Origin of the sequence: Streptomyces sp. S186 (assembly GCF_051603415.1) — a bacterium.
Classification (GTDB): domain Bacteria; phylum Actinomycetota; class Actinomycetes; order Streptomycetales; family Streptomycetaceae; genus Streptomyces.
The window spans coordinates 2,558,483-2,578,872 of the sequence record NZ_CP193932.1; the positions used below are offsets into that span (position 1 = coordinate 2,558,483).

Annotated in this window: 17 protein-coding genes; 4 read left to right on the plus strand and 13 right to left on the minus strand. The window is 72.7% G+C overall.

Annotated features, from left to right (window positions below):
* Positions 1 to 29 precede the first annotated feature (29 nt).
* Complete coding sequence (locus ACRAS8_RS10455) at positions 30 to 272, minus strand: hypothetical protein (protein WP_438485665.1); 243 nt, start codon at positions 270 to 272, stop codon at positions 30 to 32.
* Between the two features lie 447 nt (positions 273 to 719).
* On the opposite strand from ACRAS8_RS10455, the gene ACRAS8_RS10460 reads away from it, so the two are divergent.
* The 3 genes from ACRAS8_RS10460 (at position 720) to ACRAS8_RS10470 (ending at position 4,061) form a co-directional block, all read left to right on the plus strand.
* A complete protein-coding gene (locus ACRAS8_RS10460) occupies positions 720 to 2,207 on the plus strand; it encodes a purine-cytosine permease family protein (RefSeq protein WP_438485666.1) in 1,488 nt (495 codons plus the stop codon).
* 93 nt (positions 2,208 to 2,300) lie between these two features.
* On the plus strand, positions 2,301 to 3,305 hold the full coding sequence (locus ACRAS8_RS10465) for an LLM class flavin-dependent oxidoreductase (protein WP_438485667.1): 1,005 nt from the start codon (positions 2,301 to 2,303) through the stop codon (positions 3,303 to 3,305).
* A gap of 60 nt (positions 3,306 to 3,365) precedes the next feature.
* Complete coding sequence (locus tag ACRAS8_RS10470; protein ID WP_438485668.1) at positions 3,366 to 4,061, plus strand: hypothetical protein; 696 nt, start codon at positions 3,366 to 3,368, stop codon at positions 4,059 to 4,061.
* Between the two features lie 20 nt (positions 4,062 to 4,081).
* On the opposite strand, the gene ACRAS8_RS10475 is transcribed toward ACRAS8_RS10470, so the two are convergent.
* The 4 genes from ACRAS8_RS10475 to ACRAS8_RS10490 all read right to left on the minus strand — a co-directional run bounded on the left by ACRAS8_RS10475 (position 4,082) and on the right by ACRAS8_RS10490 (position 10,719).
* Positions 4,082 to 5,500: a sugar porter family MFS transporter gene (locus ACRAS8_RS10475; RefSeq protein WP_438485669.1), complete on the minus strand. Its 1,419-nt coding sequence runs from the start codon at positions 5,498 to 5,500 to the stop codon at positions 4,082 to 4,084.
* 257 nt (positions 5,501 to 5,757) lie between these two features.
* Positions 5,758 to 9,429 carry a chromosome segregation SMC family protein gene (locus tag ACRAS8_RS10480; protein WP_438485670.1) on the minus strand — a complete coding sequence of 1,224 codons (3,672 nt, stop codon included), beginning with the start codon at positions 9,427 to 9,429 and terminating at the stop codon, positions 5,758 to 5,760.
* A 422-nt stretch (positions 9,430 to 9,851) separates the two neighbouring features.
* The gene (locus ACRAS8_RS10485; RefSeq protein ID WP_018541165.1) at positions 9,852 to 10,055 is read right to left on the minus strand and encodes a hypothetical protein; all 204 of its coding nucleotides are present in this window, start codon (positions 10,053 to 10,055) and stop codon (positions 9,852 to 9,854) included.
* Between the two features lie 382 nt (positions 10,056 to 10,437).
* Positions 10,438 to 10,719 carry an acylphosphatase gene (locus ACRAS8_RS10490; RefSeq protein WP_438485671.1) on the minus strand — a complete coding sequence of 94 codons (282 nt, stop codon included), beginning with the start codon at positions 10,717 to 10,719 and terminating at the stop codon, positions 10,438 to 10,440.
* Between the two features lie 131 nt (positions 10,720 to 10,850).
* Here ACRAS8_RS10490 and ACRAS8_RS10495 point away from each other — a divergent pair, with 131 nt between their 5' ends.
* Positions 10,851 to 11,822, plus strand: coding sequence for a CAP domain-containing protein (locus ACRAS8_RS10495; protein ID WP_438485672.1), 972 nt, complete (start codon positions 10,851 to 10,853; stop codon positions 11,820 to 11,822).
* 36 nt (positions 11,823 to 11,858) lie between these two features.
* On the opposite strand, the gene mutM is transcribed toward ACRAS8_RS10495, so the two are convergent.
* From mutM to ACRAS8_RS10535, 8 genes are all read right to left on the minus strand, one after another.
* Positions 11,859 to 12,806 carry a bifunctional DNA-formamidopyrimidine glycosylase/DNA-(apurinic or apyrimidinic site) lyase gene (gene mutM, locus ACRAS8_RS10500; protein ID WP_438485673.1) on the minus strand — a complete coding sequence of 316 codons (948 nt, stop codon included), beginning with the start codon at positions 12,804 to 12,806 and terminating at the stop codon, positions 11,859 to 11,861.
* Between the two features lie 179 nt (positions 12,807 to 12,985).
* Positions 12,986 to 13,822, minus strand: a complete 837-nt coding sequence (rnc, locus tag ACRAS8_RS10505; RefSeq protein ID WP_438485674.1) for a ribonuclease III — start codon at positions 13,820 to 13,822, stop codon at positions 12,986 to 12,988.
* 7 nt (positions 13,823 to 13,829) lie between these two features.
* Positions 13,830 to 14,003: a 50S ribosomal protein L32 gene (gene rpmF, locus ACRAS8_RS10510; protein WP_016578620.1), complete on the minus strand. Its 174-nt coding sequence runs from the start codon at positions 14,001 to 14,003 to the stop codon at positions 13,830 to 13,832.
* A gap of 2 nt (positions 14,004 to 14,005) precedes the next feature.
* Entirely contained in the window at positions 14,006 to 14,596 is a 591-nt protein-coding gene (locus ACRAS8_RS10515; protein WP_438485675.1) for a YceD family protein, read from the minus strand.
* Positions 14,597 to 14,819: 223 nt separating this feature from the next.
* Positions 14,820 to 15,929, minus strand: a complete 1,110-nt coding sequence (locus ACRAS8_RS10520) for a cell division initiation protein (RefSeq protein WP_438485676.1) — start codon at positions 15,927 to 15,929, stop codon at positions 14,820 to 14,822.
* Between the two features lie 126 nt (positions 15,930 to 16,055).
* On the minus strand, positions 16,056 to 16,538 hold the full coding sequence (coaD, locus tag ACRAS8_RS10525; RefSeq protein ID WP_438490414.1) for a pantetheine-phosphate adenylyltransferase: 483 nt from the start codon (positions 16,536 to 16,538) through the stop codon (positions 16,056 to 16,058).
* Positions 16,539 to 16,564: 26 nt separating this feature from the next.
* Positions 16,565 to 17,164 carry a 16S rRNA (guanine(966)-N(2))-methyltransferase RsmD gene (gene rsmD / locus ACRAS8_RS10530; RefSeq protein ID WP_438485677.1) on the minus strand — a complete coding sequence of 200 codons (600 nt, stop codon included), beginning with the start codon at positions 17,162 to 17,164 and terminating at the stop codon, positions 16,565 to 16,567.
* Between the two features lie 207 nt (positions 17,165 to 17,371).
* Positions 17,372 to 20,362, minus strand: a complete 2,991-nt coding sequence (locus tag ACRAS8_RS10535) for a helicase-related protein (protein WP_438485678.1) — start codon at positions 20,360 to 20,362, stop codon at positions 17,372 to 17,374.
* Positions 20,363 to 20,390 lie beyond the last annotated feature (28 nt).

A 20,390-nucleotide genomic window follows, 5' to 3' on the forward strand; every position in this document is an offset into this window, starting at 1 on the left:
GGGTCCCCGGGGCCTCCCGGTGCTCCGCCTCAGGACTCCCTGTGCTGCTCCGTCCGCCAGCGCTCCAGTGTGGGGTCGCGGTGGGAGTCGTACGTCCCCGATCCCCGGCAGTGCCGGCAGTCGCCGGCCCTCTGGACGGTCTCGTGGGGGCCCCGGAACGGGTCGACGCCGGGGGCGTAGGCCAGGGCCTGGGACACATAGCCGGTGCCCTGGCACCACTGGCACGTCTTGCCGGGCACATCGGCCTCCTGCGGGTGGTCGCTGTCGTTCATCGGAATCACCTTGCACCAATTCCGGTGCGTCATGCCCGGGGCGTCGATATCCCGCCCCGCATCCGGCCCCGTCCCTCTTCGTGGCGGCCCGCGGAGGGGCGCTCAAACGAGACATGCGTCTCTCCGAAGGGTCCGCTACGGGGCTCCGGAGGGCGGCGACGGTGCGGAAGAGGCGCCTCCGGTTCCCTTCAGAGTCATCGAAAGCGTCTCGTATGTCCTGATCAGGGGGATGTGACTGGATTCATCGACAGGACCGGGGGTTTCGTGTCATCGTCAGGGAGTCCAAGGGGGCGGACCGACCGAAGTTGGATCAAAGTACGATGGTGAGCGGCCGCGCAACGCGCGTAGAGTCCTGGCAACCACTTTCTGGCCAGGCACCACAGCCGCTGCCTGCACCTCCTCCCCCGGGGGTGCTCCCCAGACCCCCGCACGGAGACAGCTGCACCCATGGGCACCAGCACCACTTCCGCACCCACGTCCACCCCGGAAGTCGACGGCGCCGTCGAAACCCGCGGAATCGAGCCGGTTCCCGACCATGAGCGCCGAGGGCGGGTCCGCGAACTCTTCCCGACCTGGGTGGCGGCCAACATCAGCGTGCTGCTGCTCACCATGGGCGCCTCCCTGGTGATCAACAACGGCCTGAACTTCTGGCAGGTCCTGGTCGTCGCCGCGATCGCCTCGACCATCTCGTTCGGGATCGTCGGCCTGCTGTCGGTCTCCGGGAAGTGGGGCGGCGCGCCGGGCGCGATGCTCTCCCGGGCCGCCTTCGGCGTGCGCGGCAACTACTTCCCGGGCGCGGTCCTGTGGGTCGCCCGCTTCGGCTGGGAGACGATCAACGCGGTCAGCGGCGCCTACGCGATCCTGACCGTGCTCCGCCTGGTCTTCGGCATCAAGACCAACAACTTCCTGGTCGTGGTGACCCTGCTGGGCTTCGTCGCGTGCACCTTCCTGGTCAGCGGGATGGGCCGCAAGGCGCTCAACGTCTGCAACAAGTACTCCACGTACCTCTTCAGCCTCATCAGCGTCGTCGTCCTGATCTACCTGATCGTCGAGATGCCGTGGGGCGCGATCTTCGCCAAGTCGCCGGGCAGCGGCGCGATGATGATCGCGGGCGTCGGCACCATCGCGGCCGGCGGCCTCAGCTGGGTGCCCACCGGCCCGGACTTCGCGCGCTACCTGCCGCACTCCGCCTCCGGCCGGAAGATCGTCGGTACGACCGTCTCGGGTGCCGCCCTGGTGCTCGTCCCGATGGTGGTCATGGGCGGCGTGATGGCCGTCTCCAACCCGGAGCTGGCCAATCAGAACACCGACCCGATGTCCTTCCTCGGCGAGGTGCTGCCGTCGGCCATCGCGATCCCGTACCTGATCACCGCGCTGATCGGCATGATGCTGATCAACAGCCTGTCGATGTACTCCGCGGGCTTCACCGCGCAGACCATGGGCGTCAAGCTGCCGCGCGCCCTGGCGGTCAGCATCAACGCCGCGATCAGCCTGATCGGCGGGCTGTTCATGATGCTGGTGGCCAAGGACTTCGTCGGCCAGTTCATCGCCTTCCTGACGCTGCTGGGCGTCTCGTTCTCCGCCTGGATCGGCGTCTACGGCATCGACATGGTGCGCCGCCGCAAGAAGGCCGTCCGCTACGACGCGGAGAGCCTGATGACGATCGGCCGGACCAGCCGCTACTGGTACCAGGGCGGTTTCTGCTGGCAGGCCCTGACGGCCTGGGCGGTCGCGCTGGCCGCGGGGCTGTGCTTCACCAAGGTGCAGTGGTTCGCGGGCCCGCTGGCCGGCACCTGGATCGGCGAGAACGGCCTGGGCTGGGCGGCCACCATCCTGATCGCCGCGGTGGTCTTCGCGGCGCTGCCCGCGGCCCGGGAGAACGTGACCCCGGCGCCGGCGGCCGACGACGCCCGGCAGGCCGTCGAGGCCGGCTGATCCGCGGCCGGTTCCCGACCATGACCCTGGTGGGCTGACGTATCGTCAGCTACGGTCCCCTTCGCCACCTGCTCAGGCGAAGGGGACCCTGTCATGTCCGCCGGTCACACCGCACCCACCACGGTCCTGCGCTTCAACCTCGCGGGCCCACCGGGCGGGCCCACGGAACTCTCCGCCCGCTACCGGGCCGCCGTCGAGATGGCCCGCTACGCCGACGACCACGGCCTGGGCATGATCCAGACCGAGGAGCACCACGCCACCGACAACGGCTGGATGCCCTCCCCGCTCGCCTTCGCGGGCGCGGTCCTCGGCAGCACCCGCCGGATCGGCGTCACCGTCTCCGCCATGATCACCCCGCTGCACGACCCGCTGCGGCTGGCCGAGGACATCGCCGTGCTCGACCTGCTCGGCGCCGGCCGGCTGATCACCGTCGCCGGCCTCGGTTACCGGCCCGAGGAGTACGCGGCACACGGCAAGGAGTGGCGGGACCGCGGCGCCCTCCAGGACGAGGTCCTCCAGGCGCTCCTGGACGCCTGGACCGGCGAACCGTTCCGCTACCGGGGACGCACCGTCCGGGTCACCCCGCGCCCGTACACCCGGCCGCATCCGGCGCTGCTCGTCGGGGGCTCCTCGCGGCCCGCGGCCCGGCGCGCCGCCCGGCTGGGGCTGCCGCTCTTCCCCAGCGCCCACCTGCCGGAACTGGAGCGCTACTACCACGAGCGGTGCGCCGCCGCCGGGACCGAGGGCTGGGTGCTGCAGCCGCCGCCGCGCACCTGTCTGCTGCACCTCTCCGAGGACCCGGACCGCGGTTGGGCCGAGCACGGCCGTCATCTGCTGTACGAGGCGCAGCGGTACGCGGCCTGGCAGGCCGCCGGGACGCACTCCGCGGTGCGCTCCGCCGCGCGGGACGCCGAGGAGCTGCGCGAGGAGGGCGTGTACCGGATCCTCACGCCGGACGACTGCGTCGCGCTGGCCCAGGAGGACGGCGCCCGGGGCGCGTTGATACTGCATCCGCTGTGCGGCGGGATGCCGGTCGAGGAGGGCTGGCGGTCGCTGAAGCTGTTCGCGGAGCAGGTGCTGCCGCGGCTGGCGGGCTGAGCCGGCGGGGCGGCGGCCGCGGCGCGGCCGGTTGTCAGTGGCGGGTGTCACGATCGGGGCATGAGCTTCTTCGACGGTCTGCCCGCTTCCCCTCCCCCGCCCGAACCCCCTGACGAGACCCTGGAGTTGAGTCCCTACGCGCCCGCCGGGGACGAGGAGTTCGCACCGTCCCAGTGGTTCGTCCCTGCGCGCCTCGCGCAGGTCGCCGAGGCCGGCGCCGGTCCGGACGTGCGGATCCTGCTCACCGGCTGGGAGGTGTGGCCGCGGTCGGTGACGATGCGGCTGTCGGTGTTCCTGCGGCGGATCCGGCCCGGCGGCCGCTCCTCGCCGTACGGGCGGCCGGGCGGCGGGTCGCTGCGCTGCGGTCTGCTGCTGGCCGACGGGCGGAAGGTCACCACGCTCGACGGCCCGCCCTGGCCGGCGGCCGGACCGTCCGGCCCGGCGTTCCGGCTGCGCGGCGGCACCGGCGGCGCGTTCCACCACGAACTGGAGCTGCATCTCTCGCAGTTGCCGCCCGCCGGCGCCACCCGGTTGGTGGTCGAGTGGCCGGAGGAGCAGGTGCCCGAGACGGTCACGGTCTTCGACGCCGGGCCGCTGCGGGCGGCGGCCGGCGAGGCCCTGGAGATCTGGCCGCCCCGGCGCTGGATGGAGATACCCGACGGCAGCCCGCTCCCGGGCCGGGGCACGTGGGGTGTGCCGGGCGCGGAAACCACCGCTGCCCCGGCTCGGGTGAGCCGGGGCAGCAGCGAGAACTGAGGAGTGGACTGGCGGGGAGGTTAGCCCATCTCCTCCAACGCCTTGCCCTTGGTCTCCTTGACGTACTTCAGCACGAAGGGGATCGAGAGCAGAGCGAAGACCATGTAGATCACGTAGGTGCCGGACAGGTTCCAGTCCGAGAGGCTGGGGAAGCTGGCCGTGATCGCCCAGTTGGCGATCCACTGCGCGGAGGCGGCGACGCCCAGCGCGGCGGCACGGATCTTGTTGGGGAACATCTCGCCGAGGAAGACCCAGACGACGACGCCCCAGGAGAGCGCGAAGAAGAGGACGAAACCGTGCGCGGCGATCAGGGCCACGGTGCCCTCCATCGACGGCAGGGTGCCGGCCGCGGTCTTGGCGGAGAAGGCCCACGCCTCCAGCGCGAGCGCGACGGCCATACCGGCCGAGCCGATCAGTGCCAGCGGACGGCGCCCGATCCGGTCGACGAAGATCATCGCGATCACGGTGCCGATGATGTTGATGATCGAGGTGGTGAAGCTGTAGAAGAACGAGCTCTCCGGGTTGATGCCGACCGACTGCCACAGCGTCGAGGAGTAGTAGAAGGCGACGTTGATGCCGACCAGCTGCTGGAAGACGGAGAGGCCGATGCCGACCCAGACGATCGGCAGGAAGCCGCCCTTGCCGCCGAGCAGGTCCCGGAAGGTCGACTTGTGCTCACGGCGCATGGCGTCCTGGATCTCGGCGACCCGGGCGTCGAGGTCCACGGCCCGGCCCTCGACCTCGCCGAGCACCTCCTTGGCACGGTCGATCCGGCCGACGGAGATCAGGAAGCGCGGCGACTCGGGGATCGCGAAGGAGAGCAGACCGTAGAGGACGGCGGGGATGACCATCACGCCGAGCATCCACTGCCAGGCTTCGATGCCGCCGATCTTGCCGCGCTGCTGGCCGTCGGCGAGGTTGAGGATGCCCCAGTTGACGAGCTGGGAGACGGCGATGCCGATGACGATCGCAGCCTGCTGGAAGGAGCCGAGCCGGCCGCGGTAGGCGGGCGGCGAGACCTCGGCGATGTAGGCCGGGCCGATGACCGAGGCCATGCCGATCGCGATACCGCCCAGCACGCGCCACATCGCCAGGTCCCACAGGGCGAACGGCAGCGCGGAGCCGATGGCGCTGATGGTGAAGAGCACCGCGGCGATCTGCATGACCCGGATCCGGCCGATCCGGTCGGCGATCCGGCCGGCGGTGGCGGCACCGACCGCGCAGCCGATCAGGGCGATGGCGATGACCTGCGCGAGGACGGCGGACCCGACCTCGTAGCGGCCGCGGATCGCCTCGACGGCGCCGTTGATGACGGAGCTGTCGTATCCGAAGAGAAAGCCGCCCATCGCGGCAGCCGCGGTGATGAAGATGACATGGCCGAGGTGGTCCGGCTGGGCCTTGCGGCCTTCCGGGACCGTCGGCTGCGCGGTGCTGGTCAACGTGAACTCCAGTGGCCCGGCTGCGCTGCCGGGCGTAGGGGGCTGGCCCTCCAAGTGGTGCACACGCCGGGGGCACCCACCACTTGAAGGTAAAAGCGACGTTGCAGAGACTATGCCTTTAAGTTTCGAAGTCAATACTTCGAAGCCGACGTATTCCTCACCCGACTGCAGCACCTTCCATTCAAGTTCTGAATTGATCTTCGGAGAGCGAAGAAGAGCGGTACGCGGGCACCACGCGGCGGGCCCGCCCGGCCGGCTCAGCGCAGCCGCTGGCTGATCACCTTCGAGACCCCGTCGCCCTGCATCGACACGCCGTAAAGCGCGTCGGCGACCTCCATCGTCCGCTTCTGGTGCGTGATCACGATCAGCTGCGAACTCTCCTGCAGCTCCTCCATGATCCGGATCAGCCGCTGCAGATTGGTGTCGTCCAGCGCCGCCTCGACCTCGTCCATCACATAGAACGGGCTGGGCCGCGCCTTGAAGATCGACACCAGCAGCGCCACCGCGGTCAGCGACCGCTCGCCGCCGGACAGCAGCGAGAGCCGCTTGACCTTCTTGCCCGGCGGGCGCGCCTCCACGTCCACCCCGGTGGCCAGCATGTCGTCCGGGTCGGTCAGCACCAGCCGGCCCTCGCCACCCGGGAAGAGCCGCGCGAAGACGCCCTCGAACTCCCGCGCGGTGTCGTGGTACGCCTCGGTGAAGACCTGCTCGACCCGCTCGTCGACCTCCTTGACCACCCGCAGCAGGTCGGCCCGGGTCTTCTTCAAGTCTTCAAGCTGCTCGCTGAGGAACTGGTGCCGCTCCTCCAGGGCCGCGAACTCCTCCAGCGCGAGCGGGTTCACCTTCCCGAGCTGCTGGTACGCCCGCTCGGCGGCCTTGAGGCGCTTTTCCTGGGCGGCCCGGTCGTAGGGCACCGGCCGGTTCCGCGGGTGGTCAGGGGCGTCGGGGAGTTCCTCGCCCTCGGCCGGCGGCGACGGGGGGACGGGCTGGTCGGGGCCGTACTCCGCGACCAGCGCGGCCGGTTCGACGCCCAGCTCCTCCAGCGCCCGGCCCTCCAACTGCTCGATGCGCAGCCGCTTCTCGGCGCCCAGCACCTCGCCGCGGTGCACCGAGTCGGTCAGCTTGTCCAGCTCGGCCACCAGCTCCCGGCCCTGCTCGCGCCCGGCCGCCAGCGCCCGCTCCCGCTCGTCCTTGGCACGCTCCGCGGCGGCCCGCTCCTCCTCGGCCCGCAGCACCGACACCTCGATGTGCGCCAGCAGCTGCCGCGCGCCCGAGGCCACCGCCCCGGCCACCGCCGCCTCGTGGCGCAGCCGGGCCCGCCGCCGCTCGGCCCGGGCGCGGGCCTCGCGCTCCGTCCGGGCCGCGCGGTCCAGCGCATCCGCCCGCCCGGCGAGCGCCTTGACCCGCTCCTCGTGCGTCCGCGCCTGGAGCCGGGCCTCCATCTCGGTCTGCCGGGCGTTGGCGCCGTCGGCGGCCAGCCGGTCGCGGACGGAGGTGTCGGGCTCCTCGTCGTCCGCGCCCGGGTCCTCCTCGGCCGCGGCGAGCCGGGCGGCCAGTTCCTCCGCCTCCTCGGTGGCCCGCGCCAGCGCCTCCTCGGCCCGGGCGGCCGCCGCGGCGGATCGTTCCGCCTCCCCCGCGGCGGCCCGTGCCTGCCCGGCGAGCCGCCCCAGATCCCCGGCGACCCTGGACTTCTCCCGGTCCGCCGCGCGCCGCCGGGCGTCCAGCTCCTCGACCAGCGCCGCACACTCCGTACGCCGCTCCTCCGCCGCCCGCCGGGCCGCGGCCAGCGCGTCGCAGCGAGCCGCCAGCTCCGTGAGCTCGGCCGCCGCCTCGTCGACGGACGCCTGGACCTCCAGCAGACTCGGCGCCCCCGCCGAGCCGCCCTGGGCGAAGTGCGCCCCCAGCAGATCGCCGTCCGCGGTGACGGCGGTCAGCTCCGGCCGCGCCGCCACCAGCTCCTCGGCTTCCGCCAGCGTCCCGACGACCACCACCTCGCGCAGCAGCCGGGCCACCGAGGCGGTCAACTCCCGTGGCCCATGGACGAGTTCATGAGCGGGCACGGGACCGCTGGCGGTCCCCGGCCCCCCGGCCCCACCGTTCCCCGCGGCCGCCTCGCCGCCGGTCCGCTCGGCGCCCTCCGCCGCGGCCGCCACCGCCACGGCCTCCTCGGCCTCCAGGGCCCGGGCCGGCGCCGGCACCCGGGCCGGCCGGCTGCCGCCCAGCACCATCGCCGCCCGCCCCGCGTCCTCCTTGCGCAGCAGCCGCAGCGCCTCCGCCGCGGCGGCCGGGTCGGTGACCGCGACCGCGTCGGCGGCGGCGCCCAGCGCGGCCGCCACCGGCACCTCGAAGCCCGGCGTGACGGTCAGCAGTTCGGCCGCCGGCCCGAGCACCCCGCCGATCCGGTCCGCGGCGGCCAGCAGCGCACCGGTGCCGTCCTTGCGGCGCAGCCCGAGGGCCAGCGCGTCGTGCCGGGCGGCGGTCGCGGCCCGCTCCCGCTCCGCCGCGGCCAGCGCCTCCCGCGCCGCGGTCAGCGCGGACTCGGCCTCCGCCAGCTCCCGCCGCGCCGCCTCGTACCGCCCGGTGATCTCCTCGTCGTCCGCGTCCAGCCCGTCGACCTCGGCCTTGAGCTGCTCATACTCCTCCTGGGCCGCGACCGCCCGGCTCCGGGCGCCGTCCCGGGCCTCGGCCAGCCGGCCGATCTCCGCCTGCGCCGACGCGGCCCGGCCGCGGGCGGCGGTGACCTGCCCGCTCAGCCGGGCCAGCCCCTCGCGCCGGTCGGCCAGCGCCCGGGCGGCGTCCCGCAGCCGCCGCTCCTCGTCCGCCAACTGCCGCTCCAGCGCGGCCCGGTGCTCGACGGTGTCGTCCAGGGCCCGGGCGGCCGCCTCCAGCGCGGCGCTCAACTCCGCCTCCTGCTCGCGGATCCGGGCGGCCTCCCGCTCCAGGTCCTCGGGGTCCCGGCCGCGCCGCTCCTCCGGCGGGGCCGCCGCGGCGCTGCGCACCCGCGCCTCGGCCAGCGACACCGTGCCGCGCACCCGCTCGGCGAGCTGGGACAGCGCGTACCAGGTCTGCTGGGCCCGCTGCAGCCGCGGGGCGAGGGCCTGCACCTCCGCCTCCAGCGCCGCCTCGCGCCGCCGGGCGGTGCGCAGCCGCTCCTCCACGGCCTCCTTGCGCGCCTTCAGCGCCGCCTCGTCGGCGATCTCCGCGGCCAGCGCCCGGCGCAGCGTGACGAGGTCGTCGGCGAGCAGCCGCAGCCGGGCGTCGCGCAGATCGGCTTGGATGACGGCGGCGCGCCGGGCGACCGCGGCCTGCCGGCCCAGCGGCTTCAGCTGCCGCCGCAGCTCGTCGGTCAGGTCCTGGACCCGGGCGAGGTTGGCCTTCATCGCGTCCAGCTTCCGCAGCGCCTTCTCCTTGCGCTTGCGGTGCTTGAGGACGCCCGCCGCCTCCTCGATGAACGCCCGCCGGCCCATCGGATCGGCGTGCAGCACGGAGTCGAGCTGCCCCTGGCCGACGATCACATGCATCTCGCGGCCGATGCCGGAGTCGGAGAGCAGCTCCTGGATGTCCAGCAGCCGGCAGGTGTCGCCGTTAATCTGGTACTCGCTGCCGCCGTTGCGGAACATGATCCGGGTCAGGGTGACTTCGGCGTACTCGATGGGCAGCGCCCCGTCGGAGTTGTCGATCGTCAGCGAGACCTCGGCGCGGCCGAGCGGCGGCCGCCCGGTCGTCCCGGCGAAGATGACGTCCTCCATCTTGCCGCCGCGCAGCGACTTGGCGCCCTGCTCCCCCATGACCCACGACAGCGCGTCCACGACATTGGACTTGCCGGAACCATTGGGGCCCACGACGCAGGTGATGCCCGGTTCGAACCGGAGCGTCGTGGCGGAGGCGAAGGACTTGAAGCCTCGCAGGGTCAGACTCTTCAGGTGCACGCCTTTGAACTCTACCGGCCGCTCCCGGCGCCCCTTCCGCAACATTCCGGGCGTCCGCGCGGCCGGTACGTCCCCGGGGCACCGGCCGCCGTTCCCCTCCCGTTCACCGAGCCGTGCATGCCGTCGGTTTCACCGGGCAGGGGGAGGGGCACATCATGCGGTAAGGACGACACCGAGGGGCTGGGGAGCACCGCGAGACGGAAGTGACCGGAGACCGCCATGGTGTCCGGCGCGGCGACGGCACACGGCGGGCAGCGGGAACCGCCGTACGGAAAACCGGCGACGAAAAGGCGAAAAAGCCGAGAACGACGAAGGGACGCCGAAGCGTCCCTTGCAGATCTTGCGGTGCAGATCTTGCGTACTGCTCTCAAAGCATCTGCGGTGCCTCAAGCGGCTGGCGTGCCGTCCGACCCTGGGCGGGGTCAGGTGAGCGCGGGCTCCGCCTGGGGTACGTCGAGGTCGAGCACCGAATCGTCGCGACGCGCGGCAGCGGAGAGCATGTCGTTCTCGGCCTGCATCCGAAGGAGCTCGGATTCGAGATCCTGGACGCGCTGCTGAAGCCGTCGCATCTCGGCGAGGACTCGGGGGTCGGAACCGCCGACGTAACCGAGAAGCGCCTTTGCCATGATGGATGGTCCTCCACAATGAGTGACCGACCGAAGCGGTGTGGGTCGTGAGGGATTCGCACCCGCGGTGCTTGTCATTCTCCAGGTGTACTCAATGCCAAACAGCTAAGGTGCGCGGGGATTCCAGCGTCTCACCAAACGGATGGAGGGTCAACACGATCACGCCCCGTATCCTTGGGCACCTGAGAGTGCGCGGCCGCCAGGGCATGGCGCCCACTCTCCAGAAAGGTCCCGCGGGGCGTGGAGATCATCCGTACAGCGGCAGCCTTGCACGGGTCGGCCGAGTTGGCAACCACCAGGGCTTATCTCCCGTAAGCAGCTCACGAAGGCGCACCGGCGAAAGGGCCCGGTGAGGCCGTCCGGGCGGCCTGTCCCGGGCCCTTCAGCGGATCTCGAAGCCGTCGTAGCCGCCCCGCGGCGTGGCCCAGATCTCAGTGACGCCGTCGACCTGCCCGGGCGTGTCCCCGGTGCGGAGCCACTCCAGCAGTTCCTCGCAGCGGTCCTTCGGCCCCTCGGCGACGACCTGCACGCGCCCGTCGCCGAGGTTGACCGCGAAGCCGGCGAGCCCGCCGATGCGCAAGGCGTTCGCTCGGGTGAACCAGCGGAACCCAACTCCCTGGACCCGCCCGCGAACCCACGCGGTCATCCGCACTTCCTGATCCATGTGTGCACGTTAACCGGCCAATTGCTCAGCAAGCACATCCGCCCCGTGCGTCATGGCGTACAGTCCCCCGACAGCGAGGACTCACCCTTTCGGGTGAGGCATCTGCACGCTGAGGGAAGGAAGTTCTGCGGATGGGCCGCCACCGACGCTCTGCTCCCCACGTTCCGGAACGCCCTCGTACGGGGCAGGTTGACGGTCCGACGGGTGCGGTCGCGCCCGCGGGGCACCGGGGTCACCGCGCGGCCCGCCGGACCGCGCCGGTGCGCACCGGACTGCTCGGCGCCTCGGCCGCGGTGGCGATGGGCGCGGTGGCGGTGGCGTCCGGACTCGTCCCGGGCGGCGGGCGGTTCGTGGTGGGTGGCGGCGACGGCGCCGGCCGGGTGCGGGCCGGCGCGCTGCCGGACGCCCTGCCGCAGGAGAGCGTCTCCGCACCGGTGACCGGGCCCTCGGACGTGGCCGGGCGCGACGGCGGGGGCGCGCGAAGAGGCGGAAGCGGCGGGGACGGCGGGGACGGCGGAAACACCGCCTCGCGGGGTGCGGGACGGACCGGCTCCGCGACCTCCCCCGCCTCGCCCGGCGCCTCCCCGTCGGCGTCCCGGCCCGTCGCGACCCCGACCCGGGTGCCCGGCGGGCGGCCGTCCGCGTCGCCGACCGGCGGCACCACGACCGCCATGCCCCGGCCCTCGGTGTCCCCGACCGCCGCCCCGATAACCGGCGGTGGCACCGAGGCGGCGGCCGAGGCCGAGGTGGTCTCGCTGGTCAACCGGGCGCGGGCCGGGGCGGGGTGCGCGCCGGTCACCGCCGACGACGAACTGACCGGTCTGGCCGAGCGGTTCAGCGACGACATGGCCCGGCGCGGGTTCTTCGGCCACACTGATCCGGACGGCCACACGCCCTGGGACCGGGCCCGCGCCCAGGGCATAGCGAACCTGGGCGGGGAGAACATCGCCCGGGGACAGGCCGACGCGCACTCCGCGATGGACTCGTGGATGAACAACGCGGAGCACCGCGCCAACATCCTCAACTGCGAGTACACGTCCCTGGGGGTCGGCGCCCACTTCGGCCCGGGCGGACCGTGGTGGGCCCAGGAGTTCGGCTTCTGAGGCAGGTGGCCACGGGCCCGCCCCGCCCCGGTCCGTTCAGCGCGGCCGCGGCGGGCGCTGGCAGCGCGGGCAGAAGTAGCTGGACCGGTTCATCCAGGGGCGGCGGCGGATCGGCGTACCGCAGCGGCGGCAGGGCTCGTCCTCGCGGCCGTAGGCGTCCAGGGAGCGCTCGAAGTAGCCGGACTCACCGTTGACGTTGACATAGAGGCTGTCGAAGCTGGTGCCGCCGACGGCCAGCGCGGCGGTCATCACGTCCCGGACGTGGCCGAGCAGCTCGGCGGTGCGGGGCCGGGTGAAGGTGGCGGTGGGCCGGTCGTAGTGGAGCCGGGAGCGCCACAGCGCCTCGTCGGCGTAGATGTTGCCGACGCCGCTGATCAGGGTCTGGTCGAGGAGCGCGCGCTTGATCGTCGTCCGGCGGCGGCGCAGCGCGTCGTGGAACGCGGCGTCGTCGAAGGCCGGGTCGAGCGGGTCACGGGCGATGTGCGCGATCACGTCGGGGAGCAGGTCGGGGTCGCCGGGCACGGTGTCGTGCAGCGAGAGGCCGCCGAAGGTGCGCTGGTCGACGAAGCGCAGTTCGGTACCGGCTGCCTCGGGCGGGGCGCCGGTGTCGGTGAAGCGGATCCGGATCCTCAGGTGCTTCTCGTCGGGGGCGTCCTGCGGCTGGACCAGCAGCTGTCCGCTCATGCCGAGGTGGGCCAGGATCGCCAGGCCGTGGGTGACGGACGGGGTGACGACGGGGGCGATGCCCTCGGCGGCGCTCTGGGAGGCCGGGCCGCCGCCGGTCACCGGGAGCCAGAGGTACTTGCCCCGGCGGCGGGCCGGGCCGACGCGCAGCCCGGTGAGCCGGGCGGCGAAGTCCGCGGCGCCGGCGGTGTGCCGGCGGGTGGCGCGCGGGTGGCGGACCTCGACCGCCTCGATGGTGCGGCCGCTGACCCAGCGTTCCAGTCCGCGGCGGACGACCTCGACCTCGGGCAGCTCGGGCACGGGCGCTCCTGACGGAAACGAATGGGGACGAAGGGAGATGAAGGGGGGCGACGGAAACGAACGGGAAAGAAGAGCCGGGAGATACCGGGAGGACCGGGGCGGTGGCCGGGGCCCGGAAAGGCTTCTGACCCCGCCCGGGACGGCGACGGGGCCGCCCGGAAGGGGTCAGAAACGGGGATTCAGTGTGTCGGCGACGCGGTGTCGCCGGAAGCCTGCGCCGGGTCGTCGCCGTGCGGCGTCTTCCCGGCCGCCTCGTCCGCCGCGGCACGGATCGCGCGCCACGCCGACTCGGCCGCCTGCTGCTCGGCTTCCTTCTTGCTGCGGCCGGTGCCGGTGCCGTACGAGACACCACCGACGCGGGCGGCAGCAGTGAAAGTCTTCTCGTGGTCGGGGCCGGTCTCCGTGACCAGGTACTCGGGAACGCCGAGCCCCTCGGTCGCGGTGAGCTCCTGGAGGCTCGTCTTCCAGTCGAGGCCGGCGCCCAGGCTGGAGGACTTCTCGATGAGCGGGTCGAAGAGCCGGTGCACCAGCTCGCCGGCCGCGTCGAGACCCCGGTCGAGATAGACCGCGCCGATCACCGCTTCGAGGGTGTCGGCGAGGATGCTGGCCTTGTCCCGGCCGCCCGTGCCCTCTTCGCCCCGGCCGAGGCGGATGAAGGCGCCGAGGTCGAGGCCGCGGCCCACCTCGGCGAGCGCCCGCGAGTTGACCACCGCGGCCCGCAGTTTGGCCAGCTGGCCTTCCGGCAGGTCGGGGTGGATGCGGTACAGCGTGTCCGTGACCACCAGGCCGAGGACCGAATCCCCGAGGAATTCGAGCCGCTCGTTGGTGGGCAGACCGCCGTTCTCGTAGGCGTACGAGCGATGCGTCAGCGCACGCACCAGAAGGGCGGACTCAAGTGTGTACCCGAGCCGCCCTTCCAGAAGCGAGAGGGACGAGACCGTGTCCGCCGGTGCCGTTTCGCGCAGTGACGAAGGGCTGTCCGCTGCCTTCTTCGGGCTAGACACAGTGCCTGTCACCAGCCGCTCAGACCGCGATGACCTGGCGCTTGTTGTAGGTGCCGCAGCTCGGGCACGCGATGTGCTGCTGCTTCGGCTCCTGGCAGCGCTCGCACGCAACCAGGGTGGGGACCGCAGCCTTCCACTGCGACCGGCGGTGGCGCGTGTTGCTGCGCGACATCTTCCGCTTCGGAACAGCCACGGCTACTTCTCCTGAGGTTCATCCCCGCCGTCGCGGCGGGGTTCATTGTCCATCTCGTCGTCCTGGTCGGACCCGACGAGTTCCTTCAGTGCCGCCCAGCGCATGTCGACGGCGTCGTGGTGGTGGTCCGGGTCGTCCGCCAGCCGCGCTCCGCACTCGGAGCACAGACCCGGGCAGTCCTCCCGGCACACCGGCTGCAGCGGCAGTGCCAGCACCACCGCGTCCCGCAGCACGGGTTCAAGGTCGACCAGGTCGTCCTCGATGTAGAGCGTGTCCTCCTCGTCCTCGGCGTCGTCGCCGGACACGGTGGTCCGGGCGTCGGCGTCGGGGTACGCGAACAGCTCCTGGAAGTCCGCTTCGAGCACTCGCTCCAGCGGCTCCAGACACCTTACGCACTCCCCCGTCACGGTCGCACGGGCGGTGCCTGTGACAAGCACCCCGTCCATGACCGCTTCCAGGCGGAGGTCGAGCTCAACGGGCGCGCCCTCGGGCACTCCGATGACCTCGTTGCCGAGGTCCGCGGGGGCCTCGGCGGAGCGGGAGAGCCGCTTGAGCGTGCCGGGACGACGACCCAGCTCGCGTGTGTCGAACACGAGCGGGGAACGGTGGTCGAGGCGGGCGCCCAAGACTTTCCTGCTTTCTGTACTGCGGTATCAGCCGTCCACGGCCGGAATCCGGCGTGCGGGCAGCAGTGATCGCGGACATACACGCGACCGAAGAGCCAGGATACTGGACGGCCCCCGTTAGGCCCAATCGGCCCGGTCGTCCGTCGGCCACCGGGCCGGCGCCCGCCGGTACAGCCGGCGCCCGCGGGCGCTAGTGGCGCCCTTGCTCGTACTGGCGCAGCTGGTCGAGGTTGATCAGGCTGGTGTCGAAGAGGCTGGTCTCGTCCAGGGCGGCGGGCTGGGTGGCCTGGGGCTGGGGGGTGTGCTGGGGCTGCGGGGGCAGCTGCTGCGGGTCGTAGCCGACGCCGGTGTCGTAGCCCTGCTGGGGGAGCTGGGCGGCCTGCTGCTGCCAGTCGTAGCCGTAGAGGTCCTGGTGCTGGGTGTAGGGGACCTGCTCGGGGTGCTGGTAGGGGTAGCCGTCCGGTTGCTGGTAGGCGGCGGCCTGGCCGTCGTAGTAGCCGGGCTGCGGGCCCTGGGTCGGGTCGTGGGGCACGGCCGGCGGGGCCTCCTGGAGCGGCGCCTCCTGGACCGGGGCGACGTCCGCCAGGCCGGCGAGGTACTCCGCGTCGGCCTGCGGCGGGGCGGCGCTCTGCGGGTCGTCCTGGGCGGCGAGGTGGGCGCCGAGCTCGTCGATCGGGCGGGCGCCCTGGAGCTTGTCGCGGCCGCGGCCGACCGCCTCCAGGGTCTTGGTCAGGACGGCCTGGAAGGCGCCGAACTTGGTGTCCACGTAGGCGTCGGCGCGCTGCCGGAGGGTCTCCGGGTCGGCGCTGCGCTCGGGGGCCTCGGCGTCCTCGTAGCCCTGCTCGTCGAGGCCGGGGCCGCGGCCGAGCAGCTTCTCGCGGCCGCGGTCGACGGCGCCGATGGTCTTGGTGAGCACGACCTCGAAGTTGGCGAGCTTGCTGTCGACATAGTCGTCGGCCTGGGCGCGGATCTCCTCGGCCTCCCGGCGTGCCTCGGCCAGGATCCGGTCCGCCTCGTCCTGGGCGCGGCGGGCCACCTCGGTGTCCGAGACCAGCGAACCGCGCTGGGAGTGCGCGGACTCGATGATCCGCTCGGCCTCGGCGCGGGCCTGCTCCACCATCTGCTCGCGCCCGCCGAGGAGTTCCTGCGCCTCGGCGAGGGAACCGGGCAGCGCGGTGCGCACGTCCTCCAGCATGGCGAGCAGCTCTGCGCGGTTGACCACGCACGAGGCCGACATGGGCACGGACCGGGCGCTGCCGACGGCTGCGACGATGTCGTCGAGCTTCTTCTGGACGTCCACCTTGGACTCGCCACTCTCTGCAGGATCGGAAGACGGAACGGGACGACTGTACGGCCAGGAGCCCCGTCCCGACACCTACTGACGAGCCGTCAGTTCAGTGCCGGTCCCACCGCACCGGATGCCGGGTCACGGCTTGTTGCGGAGCCGTTCGGTGAGCGCGTCGAGGACGAACGGCGGGACCAGGTGGGAGACGTCGCCGCCCCAGGCCGCGACCTCCTTGACCAGGCTGGAGGAGAGGAAGCTGTAGGTGGGGTTGGTGGGCACGAAGAGCGTCTCCACCCCGGAGAGGCCGTTGTTCATCTGGGCCATCTGGAGTTCGTAGTCGAAGTCGCTGACCGCGCGCAGGCCCTTGACGATGGCGGGGATGTCGCGCTGCTTGCAGAAGTCGACGAGCAGGCCGTGGAAGGACTCGACCTCGACGTTGCCGTACTCGGCGGTGGCCCGCCGGATCAGGTCGATCCGCTCCTCGACCGTGAACAGGCCCTTCTTGGACTGGTTGATCATGACGGCGACGTGGACGACGTCGTACAGCTTGGAGGCCCGGGCGATGATGTCCAGGTGCCCGTTGGTGATGGGGTCGAAGGATCCAGGACAGACGGCGCGGCGCAACTTCGTCTCCTTGCTCTCCGGTCCGTTCATGACACGGTCGCTGACGTCGGTTCGGCGGACGCCGAAGCGGCGCGACCGTACCAAAGCGTCCCCTCGCCGTAGCGACGGGCCCTGATCGCTTCGAATCCGTCCGGCCAGGCGAACGCACCGCCCCGGGTACTCCGCTCCACGGTGACGAGTGCCTCCTCGGCAAGCCACCCCTGACCACGGAGTGTGAGCAGGATCTCGCGGAGTTCGGCGTCGCCGACGGCGTAGGGCGGGTCCAGGAAGACGATGTCGTACGGCTCGCCGGGGGCCGGGGCGGCGGCGGTCTGTTCGGCCTTGCCGGCCCGGACCTCGGCGCCGGGCAGACCGACCGCCTTGACGTTCTCCCGGATGGTGCGCAGGGCGCGGGCGTCGGCCTCGACCAGCAGGACGTGCGCGGCGCCGCGGGAGAGCGCTTCCAGACCGACCGCGCCCGAGCCGCCGTAGAGGTCGAGGACCCGGGCGCCGGTCAGCGGGCCGTCGAGCGACTCCCAGGTGGAGAACATGCCCTCGCGCGCCCGGTCGGAGGTGGGGCGGGTGCCGTTGCCCGGCGGCACGGCGAGGCGGCGGCCGCCGGCCGCACCGGCGATCACGCGGGTCATGGGCCCGTCCTTACGTTTGAGCGCGTCCCGGAAGAGGGGCGGACGCCCTGGCGGGCTCCGCTCTCCCCACGATATGTCCGTCCCTCACGGGGCGGGCCCGGCCCCGGCACCGGCCGACCGTGATCGTTCTCACGGGGGGGGCGGCGCGCGCTGCCTCGCGGGTGGCTCGGCCCTTGGCCGGATGCGGGTGGTTCAGCCCTTGGTGGCTCAGCCCTTGTCCAGATACTGCTCCCGTTCGTCGTCCAGCAGGGCGGACAGTGCCGTGCGCAGCTCGGGGCAGCCGGTCAGCTCGGGGTCGGCGGCGACCAGGGCGGTGGCCTCCTCACGGGCCGCCGCGATCACCTCCTCGTCCTCGATGACGGCGAGCATCCGCAGCGAGGAGCGGGCGCCGGACTGGGCCTGGCCGAGGACGTCGCCCTCGCGGCGCTGTTCGAGGTCGATGCGGGAGAGTTCGAAGCCGTCGAGGGTGGCGGCGACCGCGGCGAGCCGGGCGCGGGCCGGGCTGGCCTCGGGCATCTCGCTGACCAGCAGGCACAGGCCGGGCGCCGAGCCGCGGCCGACCCGGCCGCGGAGCTGGTGGAGCTGGGAGACGCCGAAGCGGTCCGCGTCCATGATCACCATGACGGTGGCGTTGGGGACGTTGACCCCGACCTCGATGACGGTGGTGGCCACCAGCACGTCCAGCTCGCCGGCGGCGAACCGGCGCATCACGTCGTCCTTGTCGTCCGGGGCCATCCGGCCGTGCAGCACCGCCACCCGCAGGCCGACGAGCGGGCCCTCGCGCAGCTGCTCGGCGACGTCGAGGACCGCCAGCGGGGGGCGCTTTTCGGCCAGGTCCTCCGGTGAACTCGGCTGCGCCGCGGCGTCGTTGGCGTCCTTGGCGTCTTTTGTCTTCCTGCCCTTGGGCGCGGGGGCGTCCTCGTCGTCGCCGATCCGGGGGCAGACCACATACGCCTGGTGGCCGGCGGCCACCTCCTCGCGGACCCGCTCCCAGGCGCGGGCGAGGAAGTGCGGCTTGTCCTTGGCGGGCACCACATGACTGGCGATCGGCGAGCGGCCGGCGGGCAGCTGGTCCAGGACGGAGGTCTCCAGATCGCCGAAGACGGTCATGGCGACCGTGCGCGGGATCGGGGTGGCGGTCATCACCAGCAGGTGCGGGGGCTGCTTGCCCTTGGAGCGGAGGGCGTCGCGCTGCTCGACGCCGAAGCGGTGCTGTTCGTCGACGACGACCAGGCCGAGGTCGTGGAACCGCACCACGTCCTCGATGAGGGCGTGCGTCCCGATGACGATGCCGGCCTCGCCGGTGACCAGGTCGAGCAGCGCCTGGCGGCGGGCCGCGGCCCCCATCGAGCCGGTCAGCAGCACCACCTTGGTGCCCCGCTCCGCGCCGCCCAGCATCCCTCCCTCGGCGAGGTCGCCCATCATCTCCGTGACGGAGCGGTGGTGCTGCTGGGCCAGCACCTCGGTGGGCGCGAGCAGCGCCGCCTGGCCGCCGCTGTCCACGACGCCGAGCATGGCGCGCAGCGCGACCATGGTGTTGTGGGTGACCGTGAAGTGGTCGGTCACATAGGCGTGGTCGGGGTGCGCGACGCTGATGCACTGGACGGGCCTGCGGCCGGCGGGCTCGATGGCCTGGACGGTGCGCCGGAGGGCGGGTCCGTCGTCCTCGGGGAGCGCCACGTGGACGTCGAGGCCGCCGTCCGCTGCGGGGACGGTGCGGGCCGTACCGGCCAGGGAGCGCGCCAGCCAGGCGAGGTCGGCGGCCAGTGGCTCCGGTGCCGCGCGGAAGAGCGTGCCGCCGCCCTCGGGTGCGCCGCCGGTCGCGAGCAGGCCCGCCAGCAGCGCCCGGCGGTCCTTGGCGGGGGCGTTGCGGTAGGCGTCGGGGACGGTGCGGCCGGCCGGGCCGGTGCCGCCCGCGCCCAGCGTCCGCCCCAGTGCGTACGCGTCGAGGGGGCGCGGTCCGCCGTCGTCGAGGTCCACCGGGGTGGCCGGGGGGATCGACCAGCGGGGGCGGCCGTCGTCGTCCAGCAGATCGCCGCGCAGCTCGCGCGTCGTCAGCACCCGCTCCCCCGTGCCGTGGGCGGCGGCGATCCACAGGTGTTCGTCGTCGCACTCGACGGTGCTGCCGTCGGAGAGCACCAGCCGCCACACCTCCCGCTCGCCCTGCGGGAACACCCCGTCCACCAGGGCGGTCGCCCCGCTGGGCACCACCACCTCGGTGCCCACCGCCATCTCGCCCATGGGACGGAAGCCGCGCGGGGTGAGCACCAGGGCGTCCAGCGGCTGGGCCTTGCCGGAGCCGACCTCGCCCTGGAGGAGGCGGTGCATCGGGTGCTCCGTCGCGAGGTCGTCGAAGATCTCCCGGCTGACCTTGGTCTGGCCCTCGGTGAGCGTGAAGGGCAGCCGCGCGTCGAACGCGTCGAGGATGCCGCCCGGTGTCAGCCTCCTTGCCACGGCGGGGAGTTGGGCATCGGCGAAGCGGCGGCGGGCGAGCGCGACCTGGAGGACGAACGCCTCGTCCCACTTCAGGCGGGCCCGGGCGTCGGCGATGTCGGCCTTGGTGGCGGGACGGTGGATCTTCAGCAGTGCCTCGGTCAGCGGGACCAGGCCGCGGCCCTCGCGCAGCCCCGGGGGCAGCGGGTCCACGGCGTCCGGGGCGCTGGGCAGGACCGCGTCGACGGCCTTGGCGATCTTCCAGGAGGCCATCTGCTGGCACGCCGGATAGATCGGCAGGAGCTGGTTGGCGAAGGCGTCGACGGCCCCGCCGTCGGCGTCGCCGTCGAGGAGTTGGTATTCGGGGTGGGCGAGTTGGAGCTTGCGGTTGAAGACCGAGACCTTGCCCGCGAACATCGCGCGCCGCCCGGGCAGCAGGTCCTTGTGCGGTTTGTGGATGCCCTTGCCGAAGAAGACCAGCTGGAGGCGGCCGCTGCCGTCGGTGAGCGTCACCTCCAGCCGCTGGCCGCGGCCCTGGTTGAACTTCAGGACGCGGGCGTCGGCGACCCGGGCGACGACCGTGACGTGTTCGTCCAGCGGCAGGTCGGACAGCCGGGTCAGCTCACCGCGCTCGGCATAGCGCCGCGGATAGTGGTGCAGCAGATCGCCGACCGTTTCCAGGCCGAGGTGCTCGGCCAGGACCTTCGCGGTGGTGCCGCCGAGGATTTTCTTCAGGGGTTCGTCGAGCGCTGCCACGCGTTCCATTGCACACCACGCCACTGACAACCAGCCA

Bases quoted from the DNA above. Each gene is read 5' to 3' on its own strand.
- ACRAS8_RS10455 (WP_438485665.1), bottom strand. From the start codon at position 272: ATGAACGACAGCGACCACCCGCAGGAGGCCGATGTGCCCGGCAAGACG.
- ACRAS8_RS10460 (WP_438485666.1), top strand. From the start codon at position 720: ATGGGCACCAGCACCACTTCCGCACCCACGTCCACCCCGGAAGTCGAC.
- ACRAS8_RS10465 (WP_438485667.1), top strand. From the start codon at position 2,301: ATGTCCGCCGGTCACACCGCACCCACCACGGTCCTGCGCTTCAACCTC.
- ACRAS8_RS10470 (WP_438485668.1), top strand. From the start codon at position 3,366: ATGAGCTTCTTCGACGGTCTGCCCGCTTCCCCTCCCCCGCCCGAACCC.
- ACRAS8_RS10485 (WP_018541165.1), bottom strand. From the start codon at position 10,055: ATGGCAAAGGCGCTTCTCGGTTACGTCGGCGGTTCCGACCCCCGAGTC.
- ACRAS8_RS10490 (WP_438485671.1), bottom strand. From the start codon at position 10,719: ATGGATCAGGAAGTGCGGATGACCGCGTGGGTTCGCGGGCGGGTCCAG.
- ACRAS8_RS10495 (WP_438485672.1), top strand. From the start codon at position 10,851: ATGGGCCGCCACCGACGCTCTGCTCCCCACGTTCCGGAACGCCCTCGT.
- rsmD (WP_438485677.1), bottom strand. From the start codon at position 17,164: ATGACCCGCGTGATCGCCGGTGCGGCCGGCGGCCGCCGCCTCGCCGTG.
- ACRAS8_RS10535 (WP_438485678.1), bottom strand. From the start codon at position 20,362: ATGGAACGCGTGGCAGCGCTCGACGAACCCCTGAAGAAAATCCTCGGC.